Below are 25,767 nucleotides of genomic sequence, written 5' to 3'. Positions count from 1 at the left end.
TGGAAATGAACCTGACGGACAGCATTAAACGCCCGACCCTTCATGAAGAACTGGTCGAAAGGCTGCGTAACCTGGTTGTCGAAGATGTGCTAGAGCCGGGTGAAAAAGTGCCCGAGAAGCAGCTTTGTGACTCGTTGGGGGTCTCACGGACACCTTTGCGAGAAGCTTTAAAGGTGCTTGCATCAGAAGGCTTTGTGGTACTTCAAGCCAACCGGGGGGCCCGCGTCGCAAGTGTCACGCGAGAGGAATTGGAGAATACGTTTCCAGTGCTTGCGACGCTTGAACAACTGGCGGGAGAGTTGGCATGTCAGCACCTGGATTCCGCTGAAATTGAACTAATCGAACGTCGCCACGCCGATATGCTGAAAGCCTATAAGTCACATGACCGACAGGCATATTTTAATGCCAATCAGGACATTCATCAGGCACTGATACGTGGCGCGCGAAACGATATCCTTGCGAGCCACCACAAGCTGTTGGCCGCACGGGTCCGCCGCGCACGTTTTATGGCCAACTTGTCGGACGAGCGCTGGGCGCAGGCCATCGACGAACATGAAGCCATGATGGAGTTACTCAGGGCCCGTAATGCAGATGGGCTTGGGAAATCCATGAAGCTTCACATGATGAACAAACTTTCTGCTCTTGTGAAAGCTCTGGAGGCAGAGGACGAGACACCTCGCTAAACCCTAGTAAAAAGCGCCTACCAGCTTCCCACGGATGCGCTGCTAGTCGGCGCTGAGACTAGGAAACAGAGGGGATAACCCACAGTCCTCAGCAAGTTTGTTGAGGTCTCGACAAAGAGCGGGATTCAGCCTCACACCGTCTTTGCGGCGGGCCTCTGCGGCAGCCGTTTTGCCGTCGCCCGGCAGGCGCACGGGATCATGACCGGGCAGGGGGGCGGATGCACGCATTTCAGAAAACACGCGGGCTGTGTTAGAAGCAAAGTCATTGCCCATCCCAAAGGCTGCCGGATTGAGCGCCATAACGAACTGGCCGGTGTTTGTGGATGAAGTTGTGTCCGAGGTGAAATTGACCACATCAGAACCGAAGGCCGCGCCGTTTAAGACCCCGGCCATCAACCCGATAGCTACGGAAAGACCGAACCCTTTCGGACCCCCAATCGGCAACAGAAATCCTTCTGACTTGAGGGCGGGGTCCGTCAATGGATTTCCATCACGCCCAACCATCCAGCCCTCGGGCATAAGCTTGCCTTGCTGCAACAGGGTTTTTATCTTGCCCATCGCAGCTACGGTTGTCGCCATATCAAACACAAACGGGTCGGGACCATCGGCAGGGGCGGAAAAAGCAATGGGATTGGTGCCAAGAAGCAAATCGCTACCGCCATAAGGCGGGACGTGGTTCGCGCTGCCCACTGCCGCGGCCATACCAAGCAGCCCTGCCTCGGCTTGTGGACGTACATAAAGTGCGAGTGGTCCCGCATGATTGCCGCGCCGAACACCAACCCACCCGATACCGGCCGCTTTTGCCTTTTCAATTGCAAGATCCCGCGCCGCCGACATAGCCAGATGGCCGAGGCCATCGTCTCCGTCGATCAAAGCGGTTGCGACAGTCTCATGTTCTACAGTTACTTTTGGCGTAGGATTGGAGCCACCTCCCGCCAGCCGGGCAAGGTACTGGCGCAGGCGAAAGACACCGTGCGTACCGTAGCCATAAATGTCGGCCTCGACCATCAACGAGGCCACCTTGTCCGCATCTGTTTTTGACACACCTCGAGTTTCGAGCGCGACCGCCACAAATTCACGCAGGGTGTGGCAGTCTATTTTCACAGGCTCAGAAGTCATCTCTTCCCACCTGTTCTTTGTGCCAGAACACCAATTTACGCTGTGTCCAAACCACCGACGCAAAAACCACCAGACCAACAAGGCTGAGATACAGGATCAACGAGAAGACGCGCGGCGTGTTGAGCTGCGAGGCCGCAACTCGGATAAGTTCGCCAAATCCCTTGCCACCGCCCAGGAATTCTCCTGTGATCGCACCAGCCATTACGCCGACTGCTCCGATCTTAAGGCCGGTAAAAATTTGCGGCAGGCCAGTCGGCAGTTTCATCTTGAACAATGTCTGCATCCGACTTGCGCCCATCGTCTTGAAAAGCATACGCGCGTTTTCGTCGGCAGCGTGAAGCCCGGCCGCAGTACCAACAACGATTGGAAATGTCGCGATAAAGGCAGCGAGCGCGACCTTTGATTCAATGCCAAAACCCAACCACGCTACAAAGAGTGGGGCAAATGCCACCTTTGGCATGGTATCTATGGCCACCAGGTAAGGCATAACTGCCTTTTCACCAAATGCCGTTTCCCCCACCAAAACGCCCAGCGAAAAACCGATCGCGATTGCCAGCGCAAAACCATAGATAACTTCTTTGATTGTGATCCACAGCGCCCCAAGCATGTAGCCGCCAGTCAATAGATTTTGTCCCACGAAGATCATATCTTTTAGGGTTTCCATCGGTGTCGGCAAAATGATTGGGGAAACCAGCCCAAGGCTCGTGACACTTTGCCATGTGCCCACGAAAACCACGAAGACAAAGGTCATCGCCAGCCAGCGTGGGACCGAGTCGATAAAGTGAATTTTCTGTTCCCATACCGTGTCTTCTGCGGTGTCAGAATCCTTTAGGGAAGGTGAGTGGTTATGAACGTCGCTCACATTTCTTCTCCCTTATCCAGGAGGCCGCGAATGTAGTCCACAATAGCGCCAAACTTGGGCGTGGTCATCATATCCAACGTGCGTGGGCGTGGCAGGTCGACCTTCACGATCTCGGCAATCCTGCCTGGGCGTGGTTTCAATACGACGATTTCGTCGGACAAAATCACGGCTTCCTGAATAGAGTGCGTAACAAGAAAAGCAGTCGCATCCTGTTCATGGCAAATCCGCTGCAGTTCCATATTCATCATGTCACGTGACAGCTCGTCCAGCGCGCTGAATGGTTCGTCTAACAAAAGCACAGCTGGTTCAGTGATCAACATACGGCAGATTGAGGCGCGCTGTGCCATGCCGCCCGACAATTCATTCGGGTATACGTTTTCGAACCCCTTCAAACCCACGATGTCCAAAAGTTCGTGAGCCTTGCCCATTGCTTGCTTGGCGGCTGCCTTTCCGTCGCGGATCTCGATTGGCAACACGATGTTTTCCACTGCTGTTTTCCAGGGAAATAGTGTTGCCTGTTGGAACATCATACCAATGTCTCGCCGGGGACCGGTCACTGGCAGGCCCTGTAGGATCACACGCCCTTTGGTGGGGGGGATCAGACCCGCCATGATCTTGAGCAGTGTGGATTTCCCGCACCCGCTGGACCCAATGACAGAAGTGAAGCTTCCTTTCCGTAGCGTCAGATTAATGTCCTCAAGCGCAACAACAAGGTTGCGTGCATAGGTCTTGCTTAAATGGGTCAATTCGTAGACCGGCGTGCCCAAGGGCGCGCCGGAAAACTCTTGTGCGGCTGCAGCGTTCATTTGCTGGCGGCCTCGTTGCCAATGGCGGCAAATTCATTGGTCCAGGCGGCGCTCAAGTCATCAAGCGGTCCCGGAATTTCGCCCCCTGCGACAAGTGCGTCTTGCCATTCTTGCCAAACCTCGGCGGGGTACCATCCCAGACCATTGCTTGGATCCGCTGCTATGGTCTTCGAGCGTACGGCATCGAACAGCGCGGCCTGGAATTCTTTGTCTTCGCCTTCCTGCGGATTGCCGTCCGCCAGATGCTTCAGCACAGCTTCACGGTTAGCATCATCGAGAGCAAAGGCATGGCCACGTGCGAACGCGCGGCTCCAGGCCTCGACCAATTCGCGATCGTTGGCGATTGTGTCAGCCATTGTGGCGATACCGTTTCCGAAGAAACGCCCGAATTCCGCAGGCGTGATGTCACGCACCTTCATTCCGCGCTGGTTCAGGATTGCTGTATCAGCCGTCGAAGCAGAATATGCGTCGATTTCACCGTTCAGGAAAGCTGCAGTCGCAGGGCCGCCGTCGCCAACAGTAAGAAATGTGAAATCCTCACCTTCTTTCATACCTGCACCGGTCAAGACGTTTCGTGCAAAACCTACTTCGGCACCGTCCGCGGTGCCGGTTCCGATGACTTTTCCTCGCAGTTCCTCAACGCTTTGGACTTCAGAATCTTCTGGCACCGCGATGCCGAAGTTGCTGCGTGCCGCAACGTTGTAGATATGTACGGCATCCACATCGCGCGACCGCGCTGCGATCAGAGGTCCGGGTCCAGGGCGACCGAAATGCGCTTGCCCAGCAGACAACGCCTGAAGCACGGCGCCTGAGCCGTTGATCGCCTCGACTGTCACGTTCAATCCTTCATCTGCAAAGTACCCTTCGCCAATGGCGACAAACACAGGAAATGAGTTGATTGCCGAAGGGCTTGGTTGCACGAAGGTGATTTCACGCAAGTCTTGCGCAAAACCCATTGTTCCTAGTGCTCCTGCTACTGGAACAGCAGTAAGCAGGGACGCTGTGAAAGTCCTTCTGTTCATCATTGTAGTCTTCCTCCCTTGAATGTTGACGCCTCACAGCGATTGCTGCGTAGGAGCCATTATACGGCGCGCACTGTGTTCCTTAGCGTGCCGATTTCGGAAACCTCGCAAACTACGACGTCCCCGTTTTTCAAAAACTGCGGCGGTTCCATTGCGTATCCGACGCCTGATGGCGTACCTGTCGCAATGATGTCTCCCGGTTCTAGTGTCAGGCCTTCTGACAAGGATGCGATCAACGTTGGAATGTCGAATATCATGTCCGACGTCATCCCGTTTTGGCGCTGCTCACCGTTTACTGTCAGTCTGATCGACAGAGCTTGTGGATCGCTGATGGCATCGGCGGTCACGATGTAGGGACCAATTGGGCAAGATCCATCAAGCCCTTTGCCTTTGAAGTACTGGCCGCCATGGCGGCGCTGTATGTCTCGGGCGGTTATGTCGTTCAGAATAGAATACCCAAAGACATGATTAAACGCATCTTCCTTGCTGATGTTACGCCCGCGCTTCCCTATCACGACTGCCAACTCGACTTCGTAGTCGATGGACTGCGACACCGAAGGGAAAAGTAGGATGTCGGCGTCTGGCGCAACGACCGAGGTCGGCGGCTTGGTAAAGAAAACCGGATGTTCGGTGATGCCGATTTTCTCTTTTTGCGCCCGTTCGCCTTCTGCGATGTGCTCAGCGTAGTTTCGCCCCACGCAGAAAACGTTCTTACGTGGCGTGGGAATGGGCGACAGAAGAGGCGCGTCTTCGGGGACGAGCAAGTCCTTGAGTTCGCCTGCCTCACCCGCGGCAACAACTGCACTCAACGCCTCCAGCGCGGTCTGACCGCCTTCGATAATCAGCTGCATTGTGCTTACATCAATAGACGTATCCGGCATGAGCATCTTAATCGCACGCGAAACATCCACCCTGCATCCGTTAGCAAGCAATGCGACGCAAACGGCGTGGCCATCTAATGAAACAGTCGCTAAACGCACTCGGCTCTCCTCCTACATTCTGGCGCCCACTTAGGTCACCGATCTTGGCAGGCGACTCAGAATTGGTTGTCACTTGCCCTTGAGTTTTTGCCGACTTGGCGTTTCAATCAATCAACCAATCAGCAAATTGGGTGGCAATGTGAGTGAGCCTTCAGAACTTTCGCAACGTGTCCGGGACCTGATCGACAATGCGGGATACCGGCACAACGATAGACTTCCACCTGAAAGGGAACTGTGCCAATGGCTAGGCACAACCAGAAATCAGCTGAGGCGCGTATTGGCCGAACTAGAGGCGCAGGGCCTTATCTGGCGGCATGTGGGTCGGGGCACGTTCGTTGGTGCCCGACCGGTTCTAAATCTGACGGACGTGACCTATTTGGGTGCACAGATTAAGCCTGAACAGGTTGTGGGTGTTCGGTTTACCATCGAGCCGCAGCTTAGCCGCCTTGCCGCGCTTCATTCTACGCGTTCGGACCGCGAGCAAATGAGGCTCTGCGTTGAGAGGTGCCGAGCCGCAGAAGACTGGCGCACATATGAAGCATGGGACAATAATTTGCATCATGCGATAGCCCGGGCAACTCGTAACCAGCTTTTCCTGTACTTCTTCGAGACTCTGAATTCCGTTCGAAGGTCCATTGTGTGGGGACAACCTCGTAAAACCTATAAACCCCCCGATGATTATTCCAGCTTTCGAGAGCATGACTTAATCCTGTCGGCGATATCGAGTGGAGACGGAGAACAGGCGGCGCAGGCCATGTTGGCGCATCTGAGGTCCGTTTACTCCCGCGTGTTGCCAGCTAGTCTTGAGGCCGACCACTAAACTAGCGCCCGACCAATTTTGGAAATGGTTGGGCTAAGCAGCGGCTGAACCTCTTGCAAATCGACGGTCACATTGGCGATGACAGAGACAAGAGCTACGTCTTTTCGGGTGTGGCACAGCATCGATCGGAACAAGGCCACAGATTGGCAAACCGATCTTTGGCAACGATGTGTTCAGGAGGATAGCGATGCACGATCTTGTAATTCCCGCGGTGAAGGTTCACGAAATACCGGTAGAAGGCGGTGGCATATTCCCGGTACGTCGGGTTTATTGCATTGGTCGAAACTACGCGGCGCACGCCATAGAAATGGGCCACGACCCAAATCGTGAACCCCCATTTTTCTTCCAAAAAAACCCTGACAACCTCGATCCATCCGGAGAATTTCCATATCCGGCTCACAGCTCGGACGTACATCATGAAGCTGAAATGTATGTGGCGCTTAAATCCGGCGGAACGAATATTTCTGTGGAAGATGCTCTGGATCATGTCTACGGCTACGGGCTTTCACTGGATATGACCCGTCGAGATCTGCAGGGCGAAATGAAGAAAATGGGTCGTCCTTGGGAAATCGGGAAGGCATTTGAGCGATCAGCTCCATGCGGACCGGTGCATAAGGCAGAAGATGTTGGGCCACTCGACGAAGGCGCAATTCGCCTATCGGTAAACGGAGAAACTCGGCAGGAAGGTGATTTGAACCAGATGATCTGGAAAGTCCCTGAAATGATCTCTTACTTAAGCGATTACTTCGAACTTGCCGCCGGCGATGTTATCCTGTCTGGCACGCCCTCTGGAGTTGGTCCAGTAAACCGCGGCGATGTATTGGTGCTGTCGGTCGACAAATTGGGTAACCTAACTGTCAAGGTAACTTAGCAACCACACCAAACCCTCTCCGCGAAATAGGCCAACGCTTTTGTAAACGGATTCCAGATGCCCCACTTAGTTGCCGAATTGATCGCACCCCATTCTGGTACCGCAAATGCTATCGGTGCCCCAGGTCGATCTTGGTTGAACTACCTCGGGCTGCGAGAGCTTTGCGCAAAGGTCAAAAAAGATCTTCATCAGATCGGAGTAGGTCGCGGCGACCGAGTGGCAATTGTGTTGCCCAATGGCCCCGAAATGGCGACGGCCTTCATATCCGTCGCCCAAGTGGCGACGACGGCACCTTTGAACCCGGCGTACACTTACGAAGAATACGTTTTCTACCTCAAGGATCTGAAGGCCAAGGCCCTTCTCGTAAACGAAGACGAAGATGGACCTGCCGTAAAAGCTGCTAGGGACCTTGGCATTGCTATCTTGAGGGCATCTCACGATCGCTTACTTTCGGCCGGTCAGTTTTCCATTTTGCCCTGTGACTCAATTGGCCCGGCTGACACATCCGCACCGGGTAAAGACGATGTCGCCCTGATACTGCACACGTCAGGAACTACGTCGCGTCCCAAAATCGTTCCTCTGACGCAGGCTAATATCTACGCATCCGCGCGAAATGTGGCTTCATCTTTGAAACTGACAATCGACGATCGCTGTCTGAGTATTATGCCGCTGTTTCATATCCACGGGTTGATTGCGGCTGTTGCCGCGTCTTTAGGTGCTGGATCTCAAATTAGCTGCGCCCCCGGATTCAACGCTCTTAGCTTTTTCTCTCAAGTCGCTGAAGTCGACCCGACCTGGTACTCCGCGGTTCCGACAATGCACCAAGCTATCCTCGCCCGAGCTGCACGAAACCAATCGATCATAGAGCAGTCGCGGTTGCGCTTTCTTCGGTCTTCTTCTGCTTCGTTGCCGGGCCCGGTAATGGAAGAGTTGGTGGCAACTTTTAATGCGCCCGTCATCGAAGCCTACGGCATGACTGAGGCGACACATCAAATGTGTTGCAACCCGCTTGCTCCCCAAACGCAAAAACCCGGATCTGTTGGAATAGCAGCAGGCCCCGAAGTCAGAATTGCAGACGAAAACGAAAATATTCTGATCTCTTCGCGGGACGTCGGAGAAATCGTTATCAGCGGTCCGAACGTGACGCCGGGATACGAAAGCAACCCGCAGGCAAATGCCGCCAATTTCTTTGAAGTGGACGGAAAAACTTGGTTTCGCACTGGCGACCAGGGTTCATTCGACGAAGAGAATTATCTGCGACTGACCGGTCGTCTTAAGGAGCTTATCAATCGCGGTGGAGAGAAAATCAGTCCACTTGAGGTTGACGCTGTACTCTTAAGCCACCCAGAAGTCGCTCAGGCAGTTTGTTTTGCCGTTCCCCACGAAAAACTGGGTGAAGACATAGCGGCAGCTGTGGTGCTTTCAGAAGGAGCGACGATCCAAGGTCAGGAGGTCAGGGCTTTTGTCCGCGCGCGGCTCGCAAAATTCAAGGTGCCGACTTCGGTGGTTGTTCTTGAAGAAATTCCAAAAGGCGCGACTGGCAAGATACAAAGGATCGGACTAGCTGCTAAATTGGGATTGGCAAAGGCTTAGACACATGAAAGTTTGTATCTTTGGTGCTGGAGCTATCGGAGGTTACGTTGCCGCGAAACTTACACAGACCGACACGGAAGTCAGTGTCGTCGCGCGTGGCCCCCACTTGGCAGCAGTGCAGGAAAAAGGACTGACCCTGCTTGAGGAAGGGCAGGATCCAATTAGCGTTCCAATACGCGCTTCAGATAATGCTGCCGATCTCGGCCCACAAGATTATGTCTTCATCACACTGAAAGCGCATTCCGTCCCAGCAGTCGTAGACTCAATGCAGCCGTTGATTGCAGACGAGACAACCGTAGTAAGTGGAGTGAACGGGGTGCCCTGGTGGTACTTCCACAAACTAGGCGGTCCTTACGAGGGAACGAGGTTGGCGTCAGTCGATCCGGGCGACGTTCAGTGGGACGGTTTTGGGCCAGATCGCGTCCTCGGATGTGTTGTTTATCCTGCCGCCGAGGTCATTGCTCCAGGATCAATCAAGCATATCGAAGGCAATCGTTTTTCGTTGGGCGAGCCCGATGGTGCTAAATCAGACCGTGCTGCCAAGCTTTCGGCCGCACTATCCGCCGCTGGACTGCGCGCGCCCGTCAGACCAAGAATCCGGGATGAAATTTGGCTGAAACTGTGGGGTAACTTGTCGTTCAACCCGATTTCCGCTCTTACCCACTCAACACTTGATGTTCTGTGTGCCGACGAAGGCACACGCTCCGTGGCACGCGGAATGATGCTCGAGGCTCAACAAGTCGGTGAAAAACTTGGTGTAAAGTTCCCGATAGATGTTGAAAAACGCCTCGACGGTGGAGCGGCTGTCGGCGCGCACAAAACCTCTATGTGGCAGGATCTGGAGTTGCGCCGACCGATGGAAATTGATGCCTTGGTCACTTCGGTGCAAGAAATAGGGCAACTTACAGGAATCTCAACGCCCATAATCGACACCGTAGCATCACTGATCAAACTGAGGGCAAAGGTCGCCGGTCTTTATTAAAGTCTTTGTGGGCCTTGCAAAGAGAGCATTGCTTGAGACGGATAACGGAGACTGGTTCGGACGTGTCATTCAGAACCTTTGAGGGAATTATCCGCAGCTTCGACGAAAGAGCGCTATTCGTTTTGGGCAAGAAATGCTTGATGTTTGGGTCAGAATTGCGTGACGTAAATCCGGAATTCGCTCATGTTTTCGCCTTCGATTGAGTCAAAGTTTCATCACGTTCCACAGTAAGTGTTTAAAGCTACACATAGTTCTGCCGCCAGCGACAGAACCACTCACAGCGCCACATTCAGTGAAGTTCTCGGTTCGTGATAACGTCTCCAATCACCCGGTGGTTGCGATGCTACGATTCAATGCAAATATCACCCTTCGCCGCCTTGCGGACTCAGCGGCCATCCGATCGGTGGAATGCATGGACTGTTTCCCGGCAGAATCGCGGACATTTTAGAAAGTTCGGCCCTAAGAGCCGAACCCTTCTCGAGCCCGTTTCTTAAGTTCATCGGAAGGTTTGATGAATATTTGTGGATGTCTCGATTAACGCTTCTTCGATGGCTGCTCTTTGTCGCGCAAATCGGGTTGTTGGTACCGGAATGGAGATTGCGTGCAAATCTCCAACCCAATCGACGAAGGAAAACCCTATTGCCGACACACCGGCAGAATGCTCGTCCATGTCATAGGCAAGGCCTTGTTCTCGGATCACGGCCAGTTCGGACAAGAACTCATCTAAGTTCCTCTGGATTCCGTTCCGGTCCCATTCATTTCGAATTAGCTTGATCGCATCTTCTTTACTAAGTTGGGCAAGACATGCTTTGCCATTCGCCGTGGTGGTCAAAGGAAAAACCTCGCCCACTTGCGAGACCGTCGTCAAACGGTACACGCCGGGAACCTGATCCAGAAAAACCATACCGATACCGCGCATAACTGCGAGGTCAGTTGTTTCTCCGGTCTTTTGCGTCAGTTCAGTTAAAAGAAGCCGGCAGTGCTCGACAATGCTGTATTGGGCCGCTCCGGCAAGGGCGTTCAGTTCAGGGCCGAGCCGCAGACCGCCTCCATTCGCATCGGAAATAACAAATTTCTCTTCTGCAAGGGCACTTGTGATTCTCTGTACCGTAGAGCGGGGCAGGTCAACGCGTTCGGCAATTTTCCCCAGGCTCATCCCGGACTGGCTTTCCTTCAGAACACGCAGAATCGAAGCTGCTCTCGAAATGACCTGAATGCCACCTTTGTCATTTTTATCAGGCATTTACGCTTCCTCTTCGTTTCTTGGTTCTGCCGCTGTGGATGTCAGGCGCACTGGCAAGCTGTACCACTATACGGTGCAAGTCAACCGTAATGTGAGTTTTAAGTTGACCGAATTGCGGTGCGTATGCATCATGATACGGGACAGGTGGGGAGGCCACCCATTCAATTCAAATCGACCAACGCCGCTTCGCCGGCGAACAGAGGAGATATGCCCAATGGTTGAAATCCGCGGCATTGAGTTTCAGGCAAACACCGACAATGACATGGGGTTGGAGTTCTATAACCTGAGTCACAGATACGGGTTTCAATGCCCTAACTGGCCCTATTTCAAAGACGTCCAGATCGACCGCAAACACTACATGGCCAAGTCGGGCGTATTGTCGCAAACGATTACCACGACCATGCACGTGACCACGCATATCGATGCACCGGCGCATGTTGTTCAGGGAACGCCGTTCATCGACGAGGTACCGCTGCCGCATTTCTTCGGCTCGGGCCTGGTGGTTTCTGTCCCCAAGAAAAAGTGGGAGCAAATCACAGGCGATGATCTGGAAAAGGCTTGCGGGCACGCGATCCGCAAGGGCGACGTTCTGATCATCAATACCGGTTGGCACAAGCAGTACGAAGATGGTGACTATTTCGCCTACTGCCCGGGTCTTGTCCCTTCGGCCGCCGAGTGGATGATCGAAAAAGGTGTGAAAGTCGTTGGGCATGACACCCAGGCAAACGATCACCCGCTGGCAACGGCCATTGGTCCTCAGCGAAATGGTCCGATCATGCCGCATCTTGAGAAGGAATATCTCGAGTGGTCAGGTGGAACTCCGTGGGAAGTTGATTTCCCTGAGTGGGAGCCGGTGCACAATATGCTGTTCTCCAGAGGTATTCTTGGAATTGAAAATGTTGGCGGTGACCTTGATGCGGTGACCGGCAAGCGATGCACCTTCGCATTCTTCCCTTGGAACTGGGACCGTGGTGATGGCTGCATCATCCGCCTGGTGGCGATGATCGACAAGAACCAGTCCTATCGCATCGAAGCTGGCGAAGAATTCTGAACACTCACGGACCGGTCGCCGGTTCGCCGGCGGTCACCAATACTATTACCCTGAGCGGAGACGAACATGCATCTAAAGCGGTTTAAAGACGCCCAACCCTACGAAGCACCGAACCACTTTGGATGCCACGGGCTTCGGTTGCAGGGGTTCGAGGAAGGCGGGCCGACAAATCAATGGATCGGCTTTAGTCAGTTCCTGCCGGGTGGAGGTGCTGGGCCGGACTCTACGCCGTTCGAGAAGGTCTACGTGGTTTTGGACGGCGAAATAACCGTCATCGTTGATGGAGTGGAAACCACCCTGGGTCCCATGGACAGCTGCACGATCACGCCGGGCGAAGTTCGTAAAATTGAAAACCGTTCGAACCACACCTGCAAGATGCTTGTCGTCATTCCGTACCCGCCAGAAAGCTGAGGACGAATAGTATGTCTAATCCACTCAAGATGTTTGATGTTAAGGACAATGTCGCACTGATCACGGGGGCCTCTGGGGCTTTTGGCATGGTGGCCGCACGTGTTCTTGCCGGGGCCGGTTGCAACTTGGTTTTGGCAGCAGGCAACCAACAAGCGCTCGACGAGATTGCCAAAGAGTGCGAGGAACTCGGAGCTGCTGTTGTAACAGTGAACACACGTCCAAACGATGAAGCGTCATGCGACGCGTTGGTCGATGAAGCGGTCAACAGTTTTGGCAAGCTGGACATTCTCGTCGTCGCGTCCGGCATGAACAAAGTCGCTCCAATCAACGAAATGGCTCCCGAAACCTTTGATGCGGTGATGGATGCCAACGTCAATCAAAGCTGGTTGCTCGCGCGTTCGGCGGCGAAACAGATGAAGGTCAGCGAATATGGCAAGATCATCTTCGTCAGTTCCGCCCGCAGTATTCTTGGCCATCCAGCTGGCTATACTGCGTATTGCGCATCAAAGGCTGCAGTAAACGGGATCACCAAAGCCTTGGGGTGTGAGCTCGGGCCGACTGGAATTACCGTCAACGCGATTGCTCCGACAGTGTTCCGGTCTCCTTTGACAGCTTGGATGTTCGAAGAAACCGACGAGGCCAAAGCGGTGCGCGATGGCTTCCTTACCCGTGTTCCAAAGGGGCGACTGGGTGAGCCAGAAGACCTTGCCGGTCCTCTGCTGTTCCTCGCGTCGAGGGCTTCCGATTTTTACACCGGGCATATCCTTCATGCCGACGGTGGATATACGGCGGGTTAAATGATGGTTCGTAAGAAGCAGCAGATGGCAGTGATTGGCGCAGGTCTTATGGGCCATGGCATTGCACTGACTTTAGCGAAGGCCGGTCAATACGTCGCCATCACGGATCCGGTGAAAGAAGCCCGGGATACGGTGTCAGAGCGCATTCGCGCCAGCATGGCGGCGATGGGGGATGACGAGGATAAAATCACAAAGACCCTCAAGATGATTGAGATCTTTGCGACAACGGAAAGCGCGGTCCGAAATGCGGACGCGGTTTTCGAAGCGGCACCGGAAAAATTGGAGCTTAAGCAAGCGATATTTGCTGAAATCGAGGCGCACGCACCAGAGACTTGCGTTCTCGCATCCAATACTTCGGTCATGCCGATCACTCAGATCATGTCTGGTTTGCGGCTGAAAAACCGGGCCATCGGAACGCATTGGTGGAACCCGCCGCATTTGATCCCGTTGGTCGAGGTCATCAAGACTGAGTGGACAGACTCAGAGACTGCACAGACAATGTACGATCTATTGAAGGATGCCGGAAAAATTCCGGTCATGGTCGAAAAGGATGTGCCCGGCTTTATCGGAAACCGGCTTCAGCACGCCTTATGGCGTGAAGCGGTCAGCCTGGTGGAAAACGGTATCTGCGACGCAGAGGCCGTCGATACCGTGATCAAGTCCAGTTTTGGCCGCCGGTTGGCCGTGCTTGGACCGTTAGAGAACGCTGACCTTGTTGGCACCGATCTGACGCTCGATATCCATGAAAACGTGTTGCACGATCTTGAGGCGCACAATGGCCCCTCAACCTATCTCAAGGCGCTCGTCGATGCGGGCAAGCTGGGCATGAAATCCGGCGAAGGGTTCAGAAAGTGGGCCGAAGGCGAGGCAGATGAAGTTCGCCAGCGTGTCGCAACGCATCTGAAGAATCTCGAGAAGACTTTGTAAGATCAATCAAACACTGGCGGGAGGCCGGTGAAGGGAGGACGCAATGACAAGGATTTTCAAAACAGCCACGAGGCGTGGTTTCATAGCTGGAGCCACAGCGGCGATTGCTGCGCCGGCCATCCTTCGGGCAACGCGGGCCTATGCCGCGAACCCGACGCTGCGGATCGGTAACGTCAGCCCGCGCACCGGACCACTGGCCGGTTTTGCCGAGGCCGACGAATATGTGCTGCAAGCCATTCAGCAGGTCTTTTCGGCGGGGTTGGACAACAATGGCAAGACCTGGAATGTCGAAATTATCTCAAAAGACAGCCAGTCCAATCCAAACCGAGCAGCAGAGGTCGCCGCTGACCTAATCCTGGGTGATGAGGTCGATATCATCGTTGCGGCTTCAACGCCGGACACCGTGAACCCTGTCGCCGATCAGGCAGAGATTAATGAAGTTCCTTGCATCACAACCGACTGCCCATGGCAGCCGTACTTCTTTGGCCGTAACGGTGTTCCGGGCGAAGGGTTTGAGACCACCTATCACTTCTTCTGGGGTCTTGAAGACGTTATTGCCGCCTTCCTCGACATGTGGGACAAAACCGGAGTGGCCAAGACCGTGGGGGGGCTTTTCCCCAACGATGCCGACGGCAATGCCTGGGGCGATGCGGAACTGGGTCTGCCCAAACCGCTTGCCGCCGCCGGTTACACACTCACCGATCCCGGCCGTTATCAGCCGCTGTCCGATGACTTCTCAAACCAGATTGCAGCGTTCAAGGCGGCTGGATGTGGAATCGTTACCGGCAACATGATCCCGCCGGATTTCGCGACGTTCTGGAGCCAGGCCGCACAGCAAGGATTCAACCCCAAAGTCGTCACGATCGGCAAGGCGCTGTTGTTCCCGTCTGTCATTGAATCGCTCGGTGATCGTGGCGATGGGTTGTCGACCGAGGTCTGGTGGTCTCCACATCACCCGTTCTCGTCCTCGCTGACCGGCATTTCGTCGAAACAACTGGCAGAAGGGTACACAGCAGAGTCGGGACGTCCATGGACGCAACCGCTTGGCTTCAAACACGCTCTGTTCGAGGTCGTCGCGGACGTGATCAAAAGGGCTGATGATCTGGAAGACCCCTCTTCGATCATTTCGGCAATCACATCTACGAACCTGAACACCATCGTCGGACCGGTAAACTGGGGTGATGGGCCTATGAACAACGTAACCAAGACGCCACTGGTCGGTGGTCAGTGGCAAAAGTCCGGAGACGCGTATGAGTTGCAGATCGTTGCAAACAGCACCGCGCCCGAGGTTCCGGTGACGGCAGACATGAAGCTGCTGGGCTGACCAATTGTTCGGCGCCGATCTGGGCGCCGAACCCTTCATCCGAGAGAAGCATGACAACAATCCTGAATCTCCAAGACCTGAGCAAAGCATTTGGCGCAATCACTGTCGCCGATGCGCTGAATTATCAGGTCCAACAAGGTGAGGCACTTGGGGTGATTGGCCCTAATGGCGCCGGTAAAACGTCGATGTTCAATCTGATTACAGGGACTCTGAAACCGAATTCCGGACGTATCGATTTCGAGGGTCAGAACGTCACCAAATGGAGCGCAGCAAGACGCAGCCATGCAGGGATCGCCCGTTCGTTTCAGGTCCCGCAGCCATTTTCGGGCATGACCGTTTTCGAAAACGCCATGATCGCTGCCACGCAATCGGCTGGGCTGCGTGGGCACCAAGCTGAACGGTTTTGTCTGGAAGTACTGGATCAAACGGAGCTGCTGCCAAAGGCAAACACTGTTGCAGGCAGCCTGACATTGCTGGAACGAAAACGCCTGGAACTGACACGCGCGCTTTGCGCCAAGCCAAGATTGCTGCTGCTGGACGAAATCGCCGGTGGGCTGACCGAAGCTGAGTGCAAGTCACTGGTTAAAACCATCAAGGACATTCATGCCTCCGGCGTCACCATCATCTGGATCGAACACGTCGTGCATGCGCTTCTGGCTGTTGTGGACCGCCTGATCGTTATCGATTTCGGAAAGAAGATCGCCGAGGGCGAGCCGCAAACGATCATGGAAAGCACTGAAGTCAAAGAGATCTATCTGGGGATCGAAGCCGATGCATGATCCAATTCTCCAGGCCCGCGGTTTGAACGCATACTACGGCGACTTCCAAGCACTCTACGACGTCGAACTGGACGTGGGCGAGGGCGAAGTACTTGCCATTATTGGTGCAAATGGTGCGGGAAAAACCACCTTGATGCGGTCCATCACAGGGTTGCTGACGAACGGACCAGGTCAGATCCACTACCGGGGGCAGGATATCAGCCGACTTCGAGCGGACGAGGTTGCCGAACTTGGTCTCGCCATGGTGCCAGAGGGTCGCCAATTGTTCCCCTCTTTGTCAGTCAAAGAGAACCTGATGATAGGAGCTCAGGTTGGCCGCAAAGGCCCCTGGGATCTGAAAGCCGTCTACGATCTATTTCCGATCCTTGAAGAGCGAAAAGATCAGGCCTCTACTTCGCTCTCTGGCGGTCAACAGCAGATGGTTGCTATCGGGCGCGCTCTCATGGCCAACCCTGATTTGATCCTCTTTGACGAAGTTAGCCTCGGGCTGGCGCCGATAATCATCAAAGACATCTACGAAGCGCTTCCGGGTATTATTGGCGAGGGTATGAGCGCGATCATCGTTGAACAGGACATCACCAAGGCATTGTCGGTCTCGAGCCGGGTCTACTGTCTGCAAGAGGGGCGCGTTTCGTTGGAAAGCGCGTCTGACACCGTTTCGCGCGAAGACATCTCGCGCGCTTATTTCGGGATCGCATAACATGGAATGGCTCAACGCTATCGTGCAGGGAACTCTACTCGGCGGGCTTTACGCTCTGTTCGCGGCAGGGTTGTCATTGATCTTTGGAGTCATGCGGCTGGTCAATATTGCCCATGGTGACCTGATTGTGCTGGCCGCATATCTCGGGCTGACGGTTACGACCGCGACGGGAATGCATCCGATGGCCGCGTTGGTGATCGTTGTTCCCGCCATGGCGTTGATCGGATATGCCCTTCAACGCGGCCTTCTGAACCAAACTTTGGGCGACGATATTCTTCCGCCCTTGCTTGTCACCTTCGGCTTGAGCGTGATTATTCAGAACGGGTTGCTGGAGGTCTACACCGCAGACCCCCAAACATTGAATGCCGGTGCGCTGCAAACAGCAAGCGTTGCCGTGGGCGGTGTGGCGCTCGGAATCTTACCGCTTCTCACCTTCGGTATCGCCATCGCAGTGATCTGGGGGCTGCAATGGACCTTCTATCATACCGCTCTGGGGCGCGCGTTCCGTGCCGTTTCGGACAATCAGGACATCGCCCAGCTCATGGGCCTTAATCGTCGGCACATCTTTGGTCTGGCCATGGCTCTGGCCCTGGGTGTGACTGCGATTGCCGGTATCCTGCTTGGGATTCGGACTAGCTTTGATCCCTCAATCGGCGGCGGTCGTCTGATCTTTGGCTTCGAGGCCGTCATTATCGGGGGGCTCGGCAACCTTTGGGGTACACTGGTTGGCGGCGTGATCCTTGGTGTTGCGCAGACCATCGGTGCCAAGATCGATCCGGGTTGGCAGGTGCTTGCTGGCCATATCGCCTTTCTTGTCATTCTTGCCGTTCGTCCGAACGGCCTCTTCCCGAGGATTTCCGGATGAATCTGCAGGACTATTCCGTATCTCGATCGTCAAAAGCAGCCCGGGTTGCTGCGATCCTAGCCGCAGTCACTCTACTCGTTCTGATAGCAGCGCCCTGGTGGGCGGGTCGCGCCGACATGCGTCTGATGGGCGAGTTGTTTCTCTACCTGTCCCTCGCCACCCTTTGGAACCTTATGGCGGGTTACGCCGGTCTCGTCTCGGTTGGTCAGCAGGCCTATGTGGGCTTCGGTGGTTATATGCTCTTTGCGTTGACGATGTTGGGCGGGCTGCACCCGTTGGCCGCCATCGCAGCGGCGGGAGTGCTGGGGGCTTTGATCTCAATCCCGGTTGCTGTTCTGATCTTCAGGCTAAGGGGCGCCTATTTCGCCATAGGTACTTGGGTCATCGCCGAAGTCTTTCGACTTAGCTTCGCGCAAATCTCAGCGCTTGGCGGAGGGTCAGGATCTTCGTTGCCTGTCGCCATCGTTAAATCACTGACGTCCGGGCGCGCGATGCGAGAGGCGCTGAGCTATTGGCTGGCGCTCGGGGCCGCTGTTCTGGTGGTGACTGCCGTGTATCTCTTCCTACGCTCGCGGCAAGGGTTGGCGCTGACGGCAATTCGCGACAACGAACTGGCTGCCGGTAGTCTTGGCATTGATATCTGGCGCACAAAGTTCATCGTATATGTCGTCACATCTGCATTCACAGCGATGATCGGCGCGCTCATCTTTTTGCAAAAGCTGCGCATTTCGCCGGATGCGGCGTTCAGCGTCAATGACTGGACCGCCTTTGTTATCTTCATCGTGGTGATCGGCGGCATCGGAACCATCGAAGGGCCGATTATTGGTACGTTGGTTTTCTTCGCCCTGCGCGAAACACTCGCAGACCTCGGTACAACTTACCTGATCGTTCTCGGCGTTGTCGCAATCGTTGTCATGCTCAAGGCGCCAAAAGGCATCTGGGGCGTGATCCGCAGCCGCTATGACCTGCAACTTTTCCCGCTGGGCTATCGCGTCAAGCACATCGGACAATCCAAGGAAAGCTGAACCTATGGCCCGTCAGAAAAAAACGATCATCACATGCGCCGTAACCGGGGCTATCCACACGCCAACCATGTCGGATGCACTTCCGTACACCTATGATGATATCGCGCGTCAGGCAATTGACGCTGCCGAGGCCGGCGCGTCGATCCTGCACCTGCATGCGCGCAACCCCGAGAACGGCTCACCATCGGTCGACCCGAATGACTTCGCACCTTTCCTGCCGCGCATCAAACAAGCGACGGATGCTGTCGTGAACCTGTCGACCGGAGGGTCGCTGACTTTGTCCATTCAGGACCGGATCAATCCGGCCAAGACCTTCAGCCCCGAAATGTGCTCTATGAATATGGGTTCGATGAACTTCTCGTTTCATCCGCTAGCTAACCGGTATGGCGATGACGATTGGAAGTTTGATTGGGAGAAGGACTATGTCGCGAACTCCGATCAGAACATCTTTCGCAATACGTTCCGGGACATTCGCGAGGCGGCGGAAACTCTGGCCCCGCATGACATCAAATTCGAACACGAGTGTTACGATGTTGGTCACTTGTACAACCTGAAATTCTGCATGGATATCGGGCTGTTCAAGGCACCCATTTTTATTCAGTTCATCTTTGGCATCCTCGGCGGTATCGGACCCGAGGTCGACAACCTGATCTTCATGAAACGTACGGCCGACCGGCTTTTTGGTGACGACTATCGATGGTCGGTTTTAGGAGCAGGTGGATCACAGATGTCGCTTGCCACAACAGCGAGCCAGATGGGCGGCAACCTTCGCGTCGGCCTTGAAGACAGCCTGTTCATCTCTCGTGGAAAACTGGCTGATAGCAACGCCCAACAAGTGTCCAAAATTCGGCGTATCGTTGAGGATTTAGGCAGCCAGGTCGCAACGCCTTATGAGGCAAGGGAAATTCTGGATTTGAAAGGAGGAGATCGGGTAGCCTTTTAGAAGAAAAGGCGCTCGGTACTATGCAAAACTAATTTGGGGATTGGTTTGTATTTTGGTCTCAATAGCCTTCTCGTCCTAGTTGACCCTAGCGCACGGCGCACCATCTGGAACACTAGGCTATTGGAGAGATTAGCAGCAGCGTCGATGAGAGGTTGCTATTCGGTCTGGGGCAGAATCGCTTGACGTTTGGAGCAGAATTGAATGACGTGATTCACGGATTTGTTGAGGTTCTGGCCGTTGATAGAGTCAAAGATCTGTGACGTTCCACTGCTTTTGTAAGGCGACACATAGTTCTGCCACCAGCGACAGAACCCTGCCATTTTCGCCCCACTTCCGTCATCCAACATCTAGACCGATTTAATTGATCCTGACTTCCTTTTGGGAAAATCAGGGCTGATTTCCAGATCAGACGTCGAAGGCGCTTGTTCCTTCTGATCTGCCACTTGGCGAACGCGTTGAGGGCGCGGCGCGGCAATGCTATTCGACAATAGTGGTGCGGCCCGCAGGCGTAGCCGAGTACACGGCGTCGCTTGATATGGTTGCCCAATGGGGAAGGCTGCGCCTTACCTATGATGGCCATGGGCGTTTGGCTTGTCCAAATCCCACTGGCTCACAAAACAAAAGCAAGAGACAGTACGTTATTGGATATGGAGGAAGAACGGCTTGTCGCTATTGGCCTTTCGCTCAATAAAATTTACCGAGCGTCTGGTGATTTCTCCGTCAATTGTGCGTCTGTTGGAGGAACCGTAGACCTTGATCTCGGTCGGTGCCTCGCCGCGAGTGGGTTCCATGATGTGGGCGTATTTTGCCTGCGGATGAGAGCTGGGTTTTCTTTGCTGGGGAAACCCTCGGCGGAGAGGCGCAATCTACAGTTCACGGCGCGGGGTTTTCAGCAATCACCGCTGTCAACCAGGTTTGGGCGCTCTGAATACCGTCCCGGAAAGTTTTCCTTATGAGCCAATTCGATCAGCGATCGATCAAACCTTTCCGTAGCAAGGAAGGGCATTCGTTCTCTGCGCTGCACCCGTCAATCTGATCTCTCAGCAGACGTTTTCTGCACGCAGAGTCAATTGCTAGATTCAGACTGGGTTAGCTGTTTGTGCCGGTAGGCACTCGGATGAGCTGACTACTCAATCAGAGATAGCTTCACCTAACCCTATTCTACGCTAAACTGAGGAGCAGTAAGTCAAAAAAAGTGGCCCTAAACAAAGATACCTATTCATCAAAATAGGCGTTGTGCGTCGTGTAGATTGCCTGGATCGTTGGAGTCAAACGCTCAAGATGCGTACGAAGGACTTGATCAGCCGCCTTTGCATCACCGTCAAAAAGATTCTTTAAGAGAAACTGATGATCCAAATACAACTCATCCATTGCTTTTTTGCTAGTCAGTGCCAGCATACAAAGGCGATCAACCTGCGCCTTGTTTTCGGCGATAATTTCAAACGCAAACTCTTGTTTGGCCGAGGCACAAAGTAATTTGTGAAACTGGTAGTCCAGATCATGAAACCCGCTGACATCTTCCGCTGAAATTGCTTCCGCCTGACTGCGAAGGTTAGCTTTCAAAGCTGCGTCTACCGATTTGTCGCGATCTAACGCGGCTGCGCGGATAACTTCCAATTCGACCGCTGCACGCACGAAGCGTGCGTTCGCGATAAGCTGTCGTGAGAACGGTCGAACCACTGTTGCACGCTGCGGTCGCACCAATAGGAGATTGAGGTTGGCTAACCGTGTGAAAGCCTCTCGCACAGGTTGACGGGAGAGCCCGAATGACTTTGCTACGTCCGTTTCGGATATCTTTGTCCCGGGGAGCAATTCCAACCGGGTAATTTGTCCAAACAGTTCGTCAAAGACGACATCGCTACTCGTCGTGCGCTCAAGGGTTCCCAATGCTGCCATTTTTTTGCTTTCCAAACCTCTGTTTGAAGGCATTGTGGCAGATCGAAGAGGAAAATGATAGATTGTATTTGGATACTAGGCGACAATCTTTCCGCTGTTTTTAAATGAAAAAAATATATGTATTGGAAGAAGTACCAATTTAAATGTTGACTAGTATCCCAGTTTTCGTGTTGTGTGCCATGAGCGAGAGCGGAGCAATCGTGCTAGTCGGGAGGAAATCAGACCATCCAGATTTGGGTGAGTGCTGATCTGGCATAGCCATTTGCAAGGTTTCGAATGCGATCACCAGTCATAGACGACTGGGCAAAATAAGATTTGAACCTGATCTGGGAGGATAGAATGTTCAATTTCTCAATGAAAACGTTGGCTGTAACAGCCGTTTTACTTGGCGGAGCTTCGGTTACGCAGGCTGATGTCACGCTTCGTGGCGCAAGCATGTTTGATGAAGAGCATGCCTTCACTAAAACTCTGCGAGAATTCGAACGACTGGTCGCTGAGAAATACGATGGCGAAGTTGATTTCGATCTGCGTCTCAACGGCGAGCTTGGCGTCGAATCCGACTACGTGACCTACCTTAACCAGGGTGTCGCGGTAGACTACACCATTCTGGCTCCTTCCAATATGGCCGTGTTTTCAGAGTCCATTCCATTGATGGATATGCCTTTCCTGTTTCGTGATCTAGAACATTGGGATGCGGTGCTTTCGTCGGATGCACTGAAACCTCTTGAGGATGATCTGCGCGAAGCCGCGGGCATTGTGATTGTGGGTTATCACGGTGGCGGTGTGCGGAATCTGGCATCTGCCGAGCCCATCACAAACATGGATGAACTTGCAGGACACCGCATGCGCGTCATGGGGGCGCCGATTCAAGCGCAGACATTCTCGGCCGTTGGTGCGGCACCATCTGCCATCGCCTACAACGAAGTCTATAACGCAATCCAAACAGGCGTTATCGCTGGGTTCGAGAACGAAGCAGCCTCGATTCAAAACCTGAAGTTCTACGAGGTCGCGCCGCATGTTTCATTGACTCAGCACACGATCACCGTGCGTCCAATTGTGATGTCAGCGAAAATCTTCGATGAACTGCCAGCGGACCTGCAAGCCGCCATCATGGAAGCTGGCGCTGAGGCCGGTGCATTTGGTCGCGCGCTAGAGAGCGGTCAGGACGGTGAAAAACTTCAGGCGATGATCGACGCAGGTCAGATCGAAGTGCATGAGTTCGAGGGCCGTGAGAAAATGCTGGAATTGGTTCAGCCGGTCCAGGACGCCTATGCGGAAGAGCTGGGCGCAACAGAACTGCTCAATAACGTTCGCGGAATGTAATCTCCCGGCTGACGGGCGGGTGGTTCTTCAAGCTCGCCTGTCGGCACAATTTCCGATGCGCTTGGCGCGTCACATTGCGGAGTAGGGCGGAACATGCTTGGAAAATATCTGGATAAGTTCTGCGCGGGGCTTCGCATATTGCTTGGTGTGATGATGGGGGCATTGGCGATACCGGTCGCCATGCAAGTTGTTTCTCGCTACACCGGTTTGATCCCAACTTACCTTTGGACCGAAGAGCTGGCGACGTTCCTGTTCGTCTGGATTGTGATGATCGGGTCGATTGTTGCTGTCTGGGACGGCACGCATTTCGACGTTCGCATTACCCGGAATGCGATGAGACCGCTGCCACGTTTGCTTCAAGACGGTATCGTGCACGTTGCCATCATGATTTTTGGGGCGTTCTTCCTGTTTTACGGCATCGAATACACTGAGTTTGGGGGCAACCAGCGGTCGGTAATGATGCGCGCCAATCTTGCGATTACGCACATCTCGGTCCCGATTGCCGGAGGGTTTTGGTTTCTCTTGTCAGGCTATCGGTTGTCCGAAGTCATCGCGAAATATCTTAACCGAGAGAGCAACCAGGCATGATCCTCGATACTGCAACTGCCGCCACGATGCTTATTGCGGGCTTTCTGGTGCTGATTTTCATCCGTATCCCAGTGGCATTCGCATTGGGTTTGGCGTCCCTTCCGGTTGTGTTGCTTGAGCTGCGGCTGACGCCGTTCATCGTGCTGGATCGGATGTTTCAATCATATAACTCGTTCATCCTGTTGGCCGTGCCATTCTTTCTACTGGCAGCCAACCTGATGAATTCCGGCAAGGTAACCGACCGGTTGATCGAACTGGCACGGGTGTTGACCGGCTGGATGCCTGGCGGATTGGGCCATGTGAATGTCGCTGTGTCGATGCTGTTTGCAGGTATCTCCGGATCTTCCACAGCAGATGCGGCGGGTATCGGAAAAATCCTGATCCCTGCCATGCAGAAAGAAGGATACGATACACGGTTTGCCGTAGCCATTACCGCGTGCTCTTCGGTGATGGGGGTCATCATTCCACCGTCGATCCTGATGATCGTCTGGGGTGGCGTCATGCAGGTCTCCGTCGGCGCGTTATTTCTGGGCGGAGCGATTCCGGGCCTGATGATTGGCCTCGCCTTGATGGCTACGGTCTATGGGTTCGCAAAAACCCGCAATTACCCAGTGACAGCGACGCCGAATTGGGGTGAGTTCTGGGCCGCTTGGAAAGGTGCCGCACTTGCTCTTTTGACGCCAGTCTTTGTGATTGGCGGTATTGTAGGCGGTCTTGTCACACCAACTGAAAGCGCAATCATCGCGGCGGGTTATGCGCTGATCCTAGGCATGTTTGTCTATCGGACGGTCACACCCAAAGACTTGGGCTTCATCTTCTATGACACGGCACGATTTGCGGCCATTTCACTGTTTGCGATCGGCACTGCGTCGGCATTCGGCTGGCTACTGTCCTTCTACGATGCGCCGCGCCTGATCGTGAGTGTTTTGACCGCATGGGAGTTCGGAGCTTTTGGAACAGCTATTTTGATTGCGCTGCTGTTTCTGCTCTTTGGCCTGTTCATCGACGCAATCCCGACAATCATCATTCTTGGCACGGTTCTGATGCCTGTGGCCCAAGCGGGTGGGGTTGATCCAATCGCTTTCGCCATCATTGGTATCGTCTCGCTTGCCTTTGGGCTTGTGACGCCGCCTTACGGCTTGTGCTTGCTTATCTCTGCAGCGATTGGCGGCCTAAATGTTGTGCAAGTCCTGCGAGAAGTTGTGCTCATCCTTGCCCCAATGCTGGTCATCCTCATTCTGTTGGCAGCATTTCCTGAAATCATTCTGTGGCTCCCAAAGACAGTTATGCCGGGGGCATTCCGTTAGTGGCGTCTCCAGTCGCGCTCTGAGCGTATTCCGAAGGCAGCCAAACTAGACCCATGACAAAAGCGAAGCTCGCGCTTTGCAATAGAAAGGATCGACATGAAACTTGCAGGTAAAACCGCCATCGTGACCGGAGGAGGCCGCGACATTGGTCGTGCAGTTGCGATCAAACTCGCCTCTGAAGGCGCAAATGTTGCGATCAACTATTTTGCCAGCTCGAATGGCGCGGAAGAAACCGTCGCTGCAATCGAAGGCAAAGGCGGTAAAGCGATTGCCTTGCAGGGCGACCTGAACAAAAAGGCGGATGTTGACGCGCTGGTATTCCGCACTGTCGAAGCTTTTGGCGGCGTTGACATTCTGGTCAACAACGCTGGCGGTCTGATTGCCCGCAAAACCATTGCGGAAATGTCTGTTGAGCATTGGGATGCCGTGATGACCCTGAATCTGACCAGCACATTCCTGATGACGCAGGCTTGCCTGTCCAGGATGACGTCAGGAACCATTGTCAATCTCGCCAGTCAGGCCGGGCGTGATGGCGGCGGGCCAGGTGCTGTGGCTTATGCTACGGCCAAGGGCGCGGTTATGACCATGACACGAGGCTTGGCAAAGGAAGTTGGCCCGGACATTCGAGTAAATGCGCTTTGTCCTGGTATGATAGACACCGATTTTCACAACATTCACACGCCTGATGCAGGTCGTCGCGGCTTTGAAGCCAACGCGCCGCTTAAGCGTCAAGGTCATGTGGATGATGCAGCGAATCTCGTTCTATTCCTGGCCTGCGAGGACAGTGCTTTCATCACGGGCGCAAATATTGATCTCAACGGTGGTATGCTGTTTTCATAGTAGAAAGGAG

The 25,767-nt window shown here is 54.1% G+C and carries 26 protein-coding genes; 19 read left to right on the top strand and 7 right to left on the bottom strand.

Features of this window, described 5'->3' with window-relative positions; all coding sequences use genetic code 11:
* Window positions 1-5: 5 nt before the first annotated feature.
* Window positions 6-683, top strand: coding sequence for a GntR family transcriptional regulator (locus DK510_RS14510; RefSeq protein WP_109312710.1), 678 nt, complete (start codon window positions 6-8; stop codon window positions 681-683).
* Window positions 684-725: 42 nt separating this feature from the next.
* On the opposite strand, the gene DK510_RS14505 is transcribed toward DK510_RS14510, so the two are convergent.
* From DK510_RS14505 to DK510_RS14485, 5 genes are all read right to left on the bottom strand, one after another.
* Window positions 726-1,802, bottom strand: coding sequence for an Ldh family oxidoreductase (locus DK510_RS14505; protein WP_109312709.1), 1,077 nt, complete (start codon window positions 1,800-1,802; stop codon window positions 726-728).
* Window positions 1,792-2,664 (bottom strand): ABC transporter permease, encoded by an 873-nt coding sequence (locus DK510_RS14500; protein ID WP_109312708.1) that lies wholly within the window; start codon window positions 2,662-2,664, stop codon window positions 1,792-1,794. Before DK510_RS14500 ends, DK510_RS14505 begins: the two co-directional genes overlap by 11 nt.
* Complete coding sequence (locus DK510_RS14495; protein ID WP_108859902.1) at window positions 2,661-3,470, bottom strand: ABC transporter ATP-binding protein; 810 nt, start codon at window positions 3,468-3,470, stop codon at window positions 2,661-2,663. The genes DK510_RS14500 and DK510_RS14495 overlap by 4 nt, the downstream gene beginning before the upstream one ends.
* Window positions 3,467-4,426, bottom strand: a complete 960-nt coding sequence (locus DK510_RS14490) for an ABC transporter substrate-binding protein (RefSeq protein ID WP_234416594.1) — start codon at window positions 4,424-4,426, stop codon at window positions 3,467-3,469. Before DK510_RS14490 ends, DK510_RS14495 begins: the two co-directional genes overlap by 4 nt.
* 125 nt (window positions 4,427-4,551) lie before the next feature.
* Window positions 4,552-5,472, bottom strand: coding sequence for a fumarylacetoacetate hydrolase family protein (locus tag DK510_RS14485; RefSeq protein ID WP_109312707.1), 921 nt, complete (start codon window positions 5,470-5,472; stop codon window positions 4,552-4,554).
* Between the two features lie 139 nt (window positions 5,473-5,611).
* Between DK510_RS14485 and DK510_RS14480 the strand changes: the two genes are divergently transcribed.
* The 4 genes from DK510_RS14480 (at window position 5,612) to DK510_RS14465 (ending at window position 9,738) form a co-directional block, all read left to right on the top strand.
* Window positions 5,612-6,292, top strand: coding sequence for a FadR/GntR family transcriptional regulator (locus tag DK510_RS14480; RefSeq protein WP_108859904.1), 681 nt, complete (start codon window positions 5,612-5,614; stop codon window positions 6,290-6,292).
* A 187-nt stretch (window positions 6,293-6,479) separates the two neighbouring features.
* Complete coding sequence (locus DK510_RS14475; protein WP_109312706.1) at window positions 6,480-7,163, top strand: fumarylacetoacetate hydrolase family protein; 684 nt, start codon at window positions 6,480-6,482, stop codon at window positions 7,161-7,163.
* Window positions 7,164-7,220: 57 nt separating this feature from the next.
* The gene (locus tag DK510_RS14470) at window positions 7,221-8,756 is read left to right on the top strand and encodes an acyl--CoA ligase (protein WP_109312705.1); all 1,536 of its coding nucleotides are present in this window, start codon (window positions 7,221-7,223) and stop codon (window positions 8,754-8,756) included.
* 4 nt (window positions 8,757-8,760) lie between these two features.
* On the top strand, window positions 8,761-9,738 hold the full coding sequence (locus DK510_RS14465) for a 2-dehydropantoate 2-reductase (protein WP_109312704.1): 978 nt from the start codon (window positions 8,761-8,763) through the stop codon (window positions 9,736-9,738).
* A gap of 496 nt (window positions 9,739-10,234) precedes the next feature.
* Here DK510_RS14465 and DK510_RS14460 read toward each other — a convergent pair whose 3' ends face one another.
* Entirely contained in the window at window positions 10,235-10,981 is a 747-nt protein-coding gene (locus DK510_RS14460; protein ID WP_109312703.1) for an IclR family transcriptional regulator, read from the bottom strand.
* Window positions 10,982-11,195: 214 nt separating this feature from the next.
* Between DK510_RS14460 and DK510_RS14455 the strand changes: the two genes are divergently transcribed.
* From DK510_RS14455 to DK510_RS14410, 10 genes are all read left to right on the top strand, one after another.
* Window positions 11,196-12,032: a cyclase family protein gene (locus DK510_RS14455; RefSeq protein WP_085823200.1), complete on the top strand. Its 837-nt coding sequence runs from the start codon at window positions 11,196-11,198 to the stop codon at window positions 12,030-12,032.
* A 66-nt stretch (window positions 12,033-12,098) separates the two neighbouring features.
* Window positions 12,099-12,443 carry a cupin domain-containing protein gene (locus DK510_RS14450; RefSeq protein ID WP_109312702.1) on the top strand — a complete coding sequence of 115 codons (345 nt, stop codon included), beginning with the start codon at window positions 12,099-12,101 and terminating at the stop codon, window positions 12,441-12,443.
* An 11-nt stretch (window positions 12,444-12,454) separates the two neighbouring features.
* On the top strand, window positions 12,455-13,240 hold the full coding sequence (locus DK510_RS14445; protein WP_108862219.1) for an SDR family NAD(P)-dependent oxidoreductase: 786 nt from the start codon (window positions 12,455-12,457) through the stop codon (window positions 13,238-13,240).
* Window positions 13,241-14,167, top strand: coding sequence for a 3-hydroxyacyl-CoA dehydrogenase family protein (locus tag DK510_RS14440; protein ID WP_234999090.1), 927 nt, complete (start codon window positions 13,241-13,243; stop codon window positions 14,165-14,167).
* 43 nt (window positions 14,168-14,210) lie between these two features.
* Window positions 14,211-15,491 (top strand): ABC transporter substrate-binding protein, encoded by a 1,281-nt coding sequence (locus tag DK510_RS14435; RefSeq protein WP_109312701.1) that lies wholly within the window; start codon window positions 14,211-14,213, stop codon window positions 15,489-15,491.
* A 50-nt stretch (window positions 15,492-15,541) separates the two neighbouring features.
* Window positions 15,542-16,270 carry an ABC transporter ATP-binding protein gene (locus DK510_RS14430; RefSeq protein WP_109312700.1) on the top strand — a complete coding sequence of 243 codons (729 nt, stop codon included), beginning with the start codon at window positions 15,542-15,544 and terminating at the stop codon, window positions 16,268-16,270.
* On the top strand, window positions 16,263-16,970 hold the full coding sequence (locus tag DK510_RS14425; protein WP_109312699.1) for an ABC transporter ATP-binding protein: 708 nt from the start codon (window positions 16,263-16,265) through the stop codon (window positions 16,968-16,970). Before DK510_RS14430 ends, DK510_RS14425 begins: the two co-directional genes overlap by 8 nt.
* Window position 16,971: 1 nt before the next feature.
* The gene (locus DK510_RS14420; RefSeq protein WP_109312698.1) at window positions 16,972-17,835 is read left to right on the top strand and encodes a branched-chain amino acid ABC transporter permease; all 864 of its coding nucleotides are present in this window, start codon (window positions 16,972-16,974) and stop codon (window positions 17,833-17,835) included.
* Window positions 17,832-18,860 (top strand): branched-chain amino acid ABC transporter permease, encoded by a 1,029-nt coding sequence (locus tag DK510_RS14415; protein ID WP_109312697.1) that lies wholly within the window; start codon window positions 17,832-17,834, stop codon window positions 18,858-18,860. The genes DK510_RS14420 and DK510_RS14415 overlap by 4 nt, the downstream gene beginning before the upstream one ends.
* Before the next feature lie 4 nt (window positions 18,861-18,864).
* Window positions 18,865-19,803: a 3-keto-5-aminohexanoate cleavage protein gene (locus tag DK510_RS14410; protein WP_109312696.1), complete on the top strand. Its 939-nt coding sequence runs from the start codon at window positions 18,865-18,867 to the stop codon at window positions 19,801-19,803.
* Window positions 19,804-21,018: 1,215 nt separating this feature from the next.
* Here DK510_RS14410 and DK510_RS14395 read toward each other — a convergent pair.
* Window positions 21,019-21,699 (bottom strand): GntR family transcriptional regulator, encoded by a 681-nt coding sequence (locus DK510_RS14395; RefSeq protein ID WP_160116532.1) that lies wholly within the window; start codon window positions 21,697-21,699, stop codon window positions 21,019-21,021.
* A gap of 339 nt (window positions 21,700-22,038) precedes the next feature.
* Between DK510_RS14395 and DK510_RS14390 the strand changes: the two genes are divergently transcribed.
* The 4 genes from DK510_RS14390 (at window position 22,039) to DK510_RS14375 (ending at window position 25,757) form a co-directional block, all read left to right on the top strand.
* The gene (locus tag DK510_RS14390) at window positions 22,039-23,022 is read left to right on the top strand and encodes a TRAP transporter substrate-binding protein (RefSeq protein WP_234999089.1); all 984 of its coding nucleotides are present in this window, start codon (window positions 22,039-22,041) and stop codon (window positions 23,020-23,022) included.
* A 93-nt stretch (window positions 23,023-23,115) separates the two neighbouring features.
* Window positions 23,116-23,610, top strand: a complete 495-nt coding sequence (locus DK510_RS14385; RefSeq protein ID WP_109312692.1) for a TRAP transporter small permease — start codon at window positions 23,116-23,118, stop codon at window positions 23,608-23,610.
* Window positions 23,607-24,917, top strand: a complete 1,311-nt coding sequence (locus DK510_RS14380) for a TRAP transporter large permease (protein ID WP_109312691.1) — start codon at window positions 23,607-23,609, stop codon at window positions 24,915-24,917. The genes DK510_RS14385 and DK510_RS14380 overlap by 4 nt, the downstream gene beginning before the upstream one ends.
* A gap of 96 nt (window positions 24,918-25,013) precedes the next feature.
* Window positions 25,014-25,757, top strand: a complete 744-nt coding sequence (locus DK510_RS14375; protein WP_109312690.1) for an SDR family NAD(P)-dependent oxidoreductase — start codon at window positions 25,014-25,016, stop codon at window positions 25,755-25,757.
* The last annotated feature ends 10 nt before the right edge of the window (window positions 25,758-25,767 follow it).

The organism is Ruegeria sp. AU67 (assembly GCF_900312795.1).
Classification (GTDB): domain Bacteria; phylum Pseudomonadota; class Alphaproteobacteria; order Rhodobacterales; family Rhodobacteraceae; genus Ruegeria; species Ruegeria atlantica.
Note: the sequence above shows the minus strand (reverse complement) of the source record. Positions and strands in the feature narration are given on the sequence as shown.

Bases quoted from the DNA above. Each gene is read 5' to 3' on its own strand.
- DK510_RS14510 (WP_109312710.1), top strand. From the start codon at position 6: ATGAACCTGACGGACAGCATTAAACGCCCGACCCTTCATGAAGAACTG.
- DK510_RS14505 (WP_109312709.1), bottom strand. From the start codon at position 1,802: ATGACTTCTGAGCCTGTGAAAATAGACTGCCACACCCTGCGTGAATTT.
- DK510_RS14495 (WP_108859902.1), bottom strand. From the start codon at position 3,470: ATGAACGCTGCAGCCGCACAAGAGTTTTCCGGCGCGCCCTTGGGCACG.
- DK510_RS14490 (WP_234416594.1), bottom strand. From the start codon at position 4,426: ATGGGTTTTGCGCAAGACTTGCGTGAAATCACCTTCGTGCAACCAAGC.
- DK510_RS14475 (WP_109312706.1), top strand. From the start codon at position 6,480: ATGCACGATCTTGTAATTCCCGCGGTGAAGGTTCACGAAATACCGGTA.
- DK510_RS14470 (WP_109312705.1), top strand. From the start codon at position 7,221: ATGCCCCACTTAGTTGCCGAATTGATCGCACCCCATTCTGGTACCGCA.
- DK510_RS14465 (WP_109312704.1), top strand. From the start codon at position 8,761: ATGAAAGTTTGTATCTTTGGTGCTGGAGCTATCGGAGGTTACGTTGCC.
- DK510_RS14460 (WP_109312703.1), bottom strand. From the start codon at position 10,981: ATGCCTGATAAAAATGACAAAGGTGGCATTCAGGTCATTTCGAGAGCA.
- DK510_RS14455 (WP_085823200.1), top strand. From the start codon at position 11,196: ATGGTTGAAATCCGCGGCATTGAGTTTCAGGCAAACACCGACAATGAC.
- DK510_RS14450 (WP_109312702.1), top strand. From the start codon at position 12,099: ATGCATCTAAAGCGGTTTAAAGACGCCCAACCCTACGAAGCACCGAAC.
- DK510_RS14445 (WP_108862219.1), top strand. From the start codon at position 12,455: ATGTCTAATCCACTCAAGATGTTTGATGTTAAGGACAATGTCGCACTG.
- DK510_RS14440 (WP_234999090.1), top strand. From the start codon at position 13,241: ATGATGGTTCGTAAGAAGCAGCAGATGGCAGTGATTGGCGCAGGTCTT.
- DK510_RS14435 (WP_109312701.1), top strand. From the start codon at position 14,211: ATGACAAGGATTTTCAAAACAGCCACGAGGCGTGGTTTCATAGCTGGA.
- DK510_RS14430 (WP_109312700.1), top strand. From the start codon at position 15,542: ATGACAACAATCCTGAATCTCCAAGACCTGAGCAAAGCATTTGGCGCA.
- DK510_RS14425 (WP_109312699.1), top strand. From the start codon at position 16,263: ATGCATGATCCAATTCTCCAGGCCCGCGGTTTGAACGCATACTACGGC.
- DK510_RS14420 (WP_109312698.1), top strand. From the start codon at position 16,972: ATGGAATGGCTCAACGCTATCGTGCAGGGAACTCTACTCGGCGGGCTT.
- DK510_RS14415 (WP_109312697.1), top strand. From the start codon at position 17,832: ATGAATCTGCAGGACTATTCCGTATCTCGATCGTCAAAAGCAGCCCGG.
- DK510_RS14410 (WP_109312696.1), top strand. From the start codon at position 18,865: ATGGCCCGTCAGAAAAAAACGATCATCACATGCGCCGTAACCGGGGCT.
- DK510_RS14395 (WP_160116532.1), bottom strand. From the start codon at position 21,699: ATGGCAGCATTGGGAACCCTTGAGCGCACGACGAGTAGCGATGTCGTC.
- DK510_RS14390 (WP_234999089.1), top strand. From the start codon at position 22,039: ATGTTCAATTTCTCAATGAAAACGTTGGCTGTAACAGCCGTTTTACTT.
- DK510_RS14385 (WP_109312692.1), top strand. From the start codon at position 23,116: ATGCTTGGAAAATATCTGGATAAGTTCTGCGCGGGGCTTCGCATATTG.
- DK510_RS14380 (WP_109312691.1), top strand. From the start codon at position 23,607: ATGATCCTCGATACTGCAACTGCCGCCACGATGCTTATTGCGGGCTTT.
- DK510_RS14375 (WP_109312690.1), top strand. From the start codon at position 25,014: ATGAAACTTGCAGGTAAAACCGCCATCGTGACCGGAGGAGGCCGCGAC.